At 45.4% G+C, this 7007-nt stretch carries 5 protein-coding genes; 2 read left to right on the top strand and 3 right to left on the bottom strand.

Features of this window, described 5'->3' with window-relative positions; all coding sequences use genetic code 11:
* Positions 1-134: 134 nt before the first annotated feature.
* Positions 135-737: a precorrin-6Y C5,15-methyltransferase subunit CbiT gene (gene cbiT / locus PI95_RS21285; RefSeq protein WP_039742100.1), complete on the bottom strand. Its 603-nt coding sequence runs from the start codon at positions 735-737 to the stop codon at positions 135-137.
* A 165-nt stretch (positions 738-902) separates the two neighbouring features.
* On the opposite strand from cbiT, the gene PI95_RS21280 reads away from it, so the two are divergent.
* On the top strand, positions 903-2306 hold the full coding sequence (locus tag PI95_RS21280; RefSeq protein WP_039742097.1) for a serine/threonine protein kinase: 1404 nt from the start codon (positions 903-905) through the stop codon (positions 2304-2306).
* A gap of 85 nt (positions 2307-2391) precedes the next feature.
* Entirely contained in the window at positions 2392-2568 is a 177-nt protein-coding gene (gene tatA, locus PI95_RS21275) for a twin-arginine translocase TatA/TatE family subunit (RefSeq protein ID WP_039742090.1), read from the top strand.
* A 128-nt stretch (positions 2569-2696) separates the two neighbouring features.
* Here the strand turns inward: tatA and cphA are convergent, their stop codons facing one another.
* Together cphA and PI95_RS21265 are read right to left on the bottom strand one after the other, a co-directional pair.
* On the bottom strand, positions 2697-5399 hold the full coding sequence (cphA, locus tag PI95_RS21270) for a cyanophycin synthetase (protein WP_039742087.1): 2703 nt from the start codon (positions 5397-5399) through the stop codon (positions 2697-2699).
* A gap of 182 nt (positions 5400-5581) precedes the next feature.
* A complete protein-coding gene (locus tag PI95_RS21265; protein ID WP_039742084.1) occupies positions 5582-6445 on the bottom strand; it encodes a cyanophycinase in 864 nt (287 codons plus the stop codon).
* Positions 6446-7007 lie beyond the last annotated feature (562 nt).

Raw genomic sequence — 7007 nt, 5'->3', positions numbered from 1 at the left:
AGACGCGAAGCGCGAACATCCTTTGTGACTCGCTATCGTGTTGAGGATCTTTAAAACAAGCCTGTCCATTTTTGTCTACATGAGTGTGAAACCCAATCTAAAATCTAAAATCTAAAATCTAAAATCTATCGGATTTAGTCTAGTTTCTCACCACTGAGGATAAAAATGGGATCGACGGCTGCAAAGGTTTGCGAATAGCCGCGTGTTTCTAAGCGATTTATTGCCGATTGAACAACTTCAACATTGCGAGCTTGCAGTTGAGAAAAGCTTTGAGAAATAGCATACAGAGTTTCTAGACTAGCAGCTGTGGCGACAACTCGACCGGATAAAGGTAAATAATTCCAAACTGCTTGCAAAATTTCTTGGATGGAACGTCCTCCTTCGATGCAGACGCGATGGGGTTTCTCTTTCAAATTGTGCAAACACTCTGGGGCACTACCTTCAATCACTTCAACATTCTTTACCTCAAAGCGATCGCAGTTACGCCGAATTAAGTTGGCTACTTCTTCATCTCTTTCCACTGCGATAATCTGCCCCTCAGGACACAACAACCCCACTTCTACCGGAATTGTACCTGTTCCCGCGCCAATATCCCACAACACTGAATTGGGTAACAGACGCAGTTGAGCTATCAACAGCAGGCGAATTTCGCGCTGTGAAAGAGGAATTCCCGGTAGGCTTTCAAACAACTCATCAGGAATACCAGGAGTAATGTAGGGCCAAAGTTGGGAGGGCATAGAATTTTACTAAACTAAAAGGGGAATGGGGAATAGGGAATGGTGAATTTCATGAGGGGAAAAGGTTAAAGGGTAAAGGGTAAAGGAAGAAGAATTTTTCCCTTTCAACCTGACCCTTTTCCCTTTCAACCTGACCATGATTGCCCTTTACTCTTCTTTTTTGTCATGAATGGTCAAATATTAGGCGATCGCTATCAAATTCAACAACAGTTAGGAAAAAAGGCAGGACGGCGATCGCTCTTAGCCCGTAACTTGGAAACTGAGGAATTAGTTGTAATAAAGTTACTTTCTTTTAACAGTGATTTTGAATGGGACGATCTCAAGCTGTTTGAACGAGAAGCCGAAACATTAAAATCTTTGTCTCATCCCTGTATTCCGCGTTATTTAGATTATTTTGAGGTAAATTCACCTTCTATTAAAGGATTTGCTTTAGTACAGTCTTATATCCCAGCACAAACTTTAGAGCAATATTTAAAAGCAGGACGTAGTTTTACGGAAGCGGAAGTAAAAGAAATTGCTAAAGAGCTTTTAGAAATTTTGATTTACTTGCATGGGCTGCATCCGTCTGTAATTCACCGCGATATTAAGCCTAGCAATATTTTATTGGGCGATGCCTACGGCGGGCTACGCCAACGCACTGGTAATACAGCAGGTCTTGTGTACCTTGTAGATTTTGGCTCGGTGCAGACTGTTGCCAAAGAAAGCGGAACTCGCACTGTAGTAGGAACATATGGTTATATGCCACCTGAACAATTTGGCGATCGCACAAAGTGCGCTTCTGACCTTTATAGTTTAGGTGCAACGTTAATTTACTTGGTCACGGGTTTACACCCAGCAGATTTACCCCAAAAAGATTTTCGCATTTCCTTTGAGCATATCGCTAATCTCAGTCCCGCTTTCACTGATTGGTTGCGCTGGATGACTGAACCGAGTTTAGAAAAGCGTTTGAGTTCTGCTGTTGAAGCACTTGCAGCTTTGGATGATTCACAACCAAGAATCAGTGCTTTAACTAAACCAAGTGGTAGTAAAATTCAACTTACTAAAGATAGAGATTCGCTTTTAATTCTCATTCCGCCGACAGGCTTTCAGTCATCAATGGTGTTCACGGGTTTGTTTGCGATCGCCTGGAATTCATTTATCTTTTTTTGGACAACTGCCGCTCTTGCCGCTCCTTTTCCTGTCAATGTTATCTTTGGCTTATTCTCCCTTCCTTTTTGGGGTGCTGGCTTTCATCTGGCATCTTTGCTACTGTTTCCTTTATTCAAAAGTACCGGATTGCGCTTGACAAAGCAGCAAATTGCCTTCACTACAAAGATATTTGGATTTAAATTTTATCAACGTCCATCGCTAACACAAGATATTACTAAGTTGGTTTACACTGACAGCCACTTTACTAAAGACTCTCAAGGAAACCGCTTTCAAGTGCCGGCGCAATTAGAAATTTGGGCAGGAGTCCAGAAGTATGAAATAGGTATTAATAATGGTATTGTCAAATCTGAAGTTGAACTCGAATGGCTAGCGCATGAATTAAGCGATTGGTTAGGGATACCGATTACGCTAGAAGAGTAGTAAGGACTTCAGTCCTTTCATTAAGCGTTAAAACGCTTACTACTTTTATCTATAGTTAATAAACAAGAGTTGACAGGAGACGCCTATGTTTGGACTGGGATGGACGGAAGTGGGTGTAATCGCTATAGTTGCTATTTTAATTTTTGGACCAAAAAAAATTCCGGAACTAGGAAGCGCACTGGGCAAAACCCTCAGGGGGTTTAAAGATGAAATAAAAAATCCCAGTGACGAAACCAGTCCGGAAGAAGATGTCAAAAGTTAGGAGTCAACAGTCAAGGGTCAAAAGTCAAGAGTCAAAAGTTAAAAGTCAACAGTCAATATTTTGACTATGGACTATGGACTATGGACTTTTTGACTATGGACTATGGACTTTTTGACTGACTCCGCGTCTCATAACAGCTTATTTAACACAGAAGATGTCACCCCTATCTGGGAATCTACAGGATTAGTTGTAGTATTTTGTTGATGCAACTCCTCTTTAACCAGACCGCGCAGTTTAATTAACTTAATAGCGCGGCTGACACTTTCTGGTAGAATCACCACCAGACTGTTATCGGGAGCCATATCTAAAGCTTTGTTAATTGCTTGCGTTTCGTCCATAACGACTTCATAGCGGCAATTAGGCTTAACTTGGGTGATACCTTGGGTAATCAAACTTGCTGCTGAACCTCGTGGACGCCCCCTTGTGTCATCATCTTCTTTGACGATGATGTAGTCGAAAATATCTGCTGCCAGTTTACCTAAAGTAACAAAGTCTTCGTCACGGCGATCGCCTGGTCCACCAACTACGCCAATTCGTTGTCCTGTATTCCAGTTGCGGACGAAAGAACCCACAGCTTCGTAACTAGCCGGGTTATGGGCATAATCTACCAAAGCGTGGTGATTCCCCAAATTAAACAAATTCATTCGTCCTGGTGTTTGACTCACCGAAGCGCGGAAGGTTTTTAACCCAGCCCGAATCTGTTCAATTGTCACATTTTGCACAAACGCCGCCAAAGAAGCTGCTAAAGCATTAGCAATCATAAACGGCGCACGTCCCCCCATTGTCAGAGGTATATTTTCTGCCCTTTCTATACGGTGCGTCCAATCACCTTTGACTATTGACAAATAGCCATTTTCATACACTGCTGCGACTCCACCCTTTTGGATGTGCTTTCGCACCAGATCCGAATCCGGGTTCATGGTGAAGTAAGCAATATTCGCTTTGGTTTTTTCTGCCATCGCTGCGACGCGCACATCATCGGCGTTGAGTACTGCATAGCCATCAGGATAAACAGATTCGGCTACCACACTCTTAAGATTAGCCAATTGGTCGATAGTATCAATGTCACCTATGCCTAAATGGTCAGCGGCAACATTTAATACTACACCCACATTTGCGGATTCAAAGCCTAATCCTGAGCGGAGAAGACCGCCGCGAGCCGTTTCCAGCACTGCTACTTCTACAGTTGCGTCTTGCAAAATTAAGTGAGCGCTTTGGGGACCTGTATTGTCTCCCGTTTCCACTAAGTAATCACCGATGTAAGTTCCATCTGTAGTTGTATAACCTACAACTTTACCTGTTTGCTTGCAAATGTGTGCTAGCAGGCGAGTAGTGGTGGTTTTGCCGTTCGTACCCGTCACAGTGAGGATGGGAATGCTGCTGGCTTGGTCGTTGGGAAACAGCATATCCATCACTGCGCCGGCAACGTTGCGGGGAATGCCAACGCTGGGGGCAACGTGCATCCGGAAACCAGGGGCAGCGTTAACTTCGACAATTACGCCATCAACTTCGCGCAAAGGACGGCTAATATCGGTGGTGACAACATCAAGTCCGGCAATATCCAAACCGATAATTTTGACTACCCGTTGTGCTAGCCAAACGGTTTCTGGGTGGATTTCGTCGGTGCGGTCTACGGCTATACCACCTGTACTGAGGTTAGCAGTTGCCCGTAGATAACACATTTCACCTTTATTTGGCACGCTGTTGAGGGTGTAGCCTTGTCTTTCTAGTAGCTGATAACTGGTGCGGTCTAGTTCAATTTTTGTCAGGACGTTATCATGTCCTTCACCGCGATTTGGGTCTTGATTGGTTTCGTCAATTAGTTCGGCTACAGTGGATCTGCCATTACCAACTACATGAGCTGGCACGCGTTCAGCTACTGCTACGACTTTGCCGTTTACCACTAATACTCGATGGTCGCGACCAACATAATAGCGCTCAACAATGATTGCGCGAGAAACTTGTCTTGCGGCATCGTAAGCGGCTTCAGCTTCTTCTCTGGTGCGGATATCAATGGTGATCCCGCGTCCGTGATTGCCATCTAAAGGCTTGATGACGATGGGAAAGCCGCCAACGTGTTCAATAGCTTCTTCCAAATCGTCCAAGAAGTTGATTACCGTGCCTCTGGGGACTGGCACTCCTGATGCACCGAGGATGCGTTTGGTGGCTTCTTTGTCGCCAGCGAGTTCTACGCCCAAAATGCCGGTATTATCGGTCATTGTGGCTTGCATCCGCTTTTGGTTGGCGCCGTAGCCGAGCTGAATCAAAAAGCGTGCCGGCAAAGGCATCCAGGGAATACCTCTTTTTTCAGCTTCTTTAACAATCGCTTCTGTTGAGGGTCCTAAGGAAGCATCACGCCACAATTCTTTTAAGTCTTGTAAGTCTTGCTCTAATTCGGCTTTAGGATAGCGACCTCGATCAACTATGCTTTGGCACAACCGCACTGCTGCGCGGGAAGCATAGCGTCCGGCTTCTTCATTCAGGTATTCAATTACTACCTGGTAAACCCCAGGTGTGGCGGTTTCGCGAGTCCGACCAAAGCCTACCTGCATTCCGGATAATTCCTGGAGTTCTAAGGCTACGTGTTCGACGATGTGACCCATCATGGTGCCTTCGCGAACCCGTAACAAAAAGCCACCACGACAGCCAGGGGAGCAATAATGACCCTCCAAACTTGGCAGTGCCTCAACTAATCCTTCATAGAAGCCAGGAATTTCATTCGAGGGCGCAAGGGCGAGATTTTCCAAGTCGAGGCGCATGACTATGAGCTTGTGGCGTCGAATGCTCCAGTAATTGGGGCCGCGTAATGTCTGGATCTTGAGGATTCTCATGGGAATAGGTAGATGGAGATTCGGAACCTAAATTCTAGTTTTCTATTAGTTTCATACTGGAATTGACCGCTAAACTGTTCATTGCAAACAGTTTTTTCTTTTTACATGGTATGATTGTTATTTTTCTCCAGCTAGCGAGAAATTAGCGGTCAACACAGTGTAACCTTAGATACTCTATTCCGTCAGCTGGAAATACGGTGTACAGCGGGCAGGACGGTGCGTTGGTAGAGGTGAAAGCGATCGCCATGACTGAGGATATGCAGTCGCAAATTATGCACCGTTAGCGGTTCTGAGGCTCCCACATGGGGTTCGTTAGTGTGAGTAACTTCTGTGGGATCGACAATTGTGACACTGCCTTTGCCCATAGCTTGCAGCCAACCATCCCTTTCAAACATGGCACAAGTATCTTCATCAATGCCAATGCCCAGGCGATCGGGATGTGCGGCGATCGCGCTAATTAACCTTCCCATTCGATTGCGATTGTGAAAGTGTTGATCGACAATCACCTCAGGAATAAATCCCAAACCTGTTGCCATATCAACTAGAGAACGTTTTGGTGTCTCACCACTACCACCGCCAGCAATCATATGATGCCCCATCACTGCTGCCCCTGCCGAAGTGCCTGCTAAGGTAAGCTGCCCTGCCCTTACTCGTTGCCTGATAATTTCCATTGCTGGCGTATCCGCCAACACACCACAAAGGCGCAATTGATCCCCCCCTGTCAAAAACACCCCGCTACAGGCTTCTAAGGATGCTTTTGTCTCCGCGCTTTCACACTGATCCCGTTCCCGAATGTCTAATATCTCAACCTTTTTAGCACCCATTTCTTCAAAAATCCGGGTATACCGACCACCAATGATGGCAGGTTCGCGGGAGGCTGATGGAATTATTGTAATATAGCCATTGCTAGCACCGGCACGTGCAAAAAAAGTTCTGAGGATCTCACGTCCGTGAACTTTGTCTTCTGCGCCTCCGATAACCAGAACGGCGGTCTTAGTTGCAGATGGTGTCCTCATTTCCAGCGATTTAGCTTTTAATTGCGGCATTGTGTTTCTCCTGTCAACAACCTCGGATGAATAAAACAAGGTTCATTTTTTCTGATGATGTTCCCGCTTCGCTTCAAAGGAGGACACTTAAACAGGTGCTCTTGTTGCGGCTTTTGCTGCCAACTTTGCTCTGTTGCTTGACGTAGTAGACACGCCCTGAAGGTAGGGAGAAATTGATGCTTCCTTCAGATCGTACTTCAACGAGCGGTAGTGTCCCTTGCCGTTTCGAGAGCGCAAAGAAGAGTGTTTTTCACCTGTCCTAATTTTCCAGACTGGCAAAATACCGCTTGGGGAAAGCAGGTGGAGCGCACGCTTTTTTCTGAGGCTGGCTTGATGCATCAGGTGGAAGTTGTTAACTTGCTTCGATTATTAATTTAAATGTAGTTGTCACAATATTTAAACATAAATTAAGTAATTAGAAAAACTTTTGCTGGTGCAGAAAATCCAATCTTCTCTGGTACTTTTAGATACTATTGATGAAGCTCCATAAGTCTTTGACGCAACATCAGTCGAAAAAAGGGCAACGGGCAAGGGGCATGGGGCATGGGGCAGGGGGCAGGGG

The organism is Hassallia byssoidea VB512170, from assembly GCF_000817785.2.
Lineage (GTDB): Bacteria > Cyanobacteriota > Cyanobacteriia > Cyanobacteriales > Nostocaceae > Hassallia > Hassallia carrinoi.
This window is presented reverse-complemented; position numbering and strand designations above follow the sequence as displayed.

Excerpts from the sequence above, each read along its gene's own strand:
- PI95_RS21265 (WP_039742084.1), bottom strand. The coding sequence starts at position 6,445 with ATGCCGCAATTAAAAGCTAAATCGCTGGAAATGAGGACACCATCTGCA.
- cbiT (WP_039742100.1), bottom strand. The coding sequence starts at position 737 with ATGCCCTCCCAACTTTGGCCCTACATTACTCCTGGTATTCCTGATGAG.
- cphA (WP_039742087.1), bottom strand. The coding sequence starts at position 5,399 with ATGAGAATCCTCAAGATCCAGACATTACGCGGCCCCAATTACTGGAGC.
- PI95_RS21280 (WP_039742097.1), top strand. The coding sequence starts at position 903 with ATGAATGGTCAAATATTAGGCGATCGCTATCAAATTCAACAACAGTTA.
- tatA (WP_039742090.1), top strand. The coding sequence starts at position 2,392 with ATGTTTGGACTGGGATGGACGGAAGTGGGTGTAATCGCTATAGTTGCT.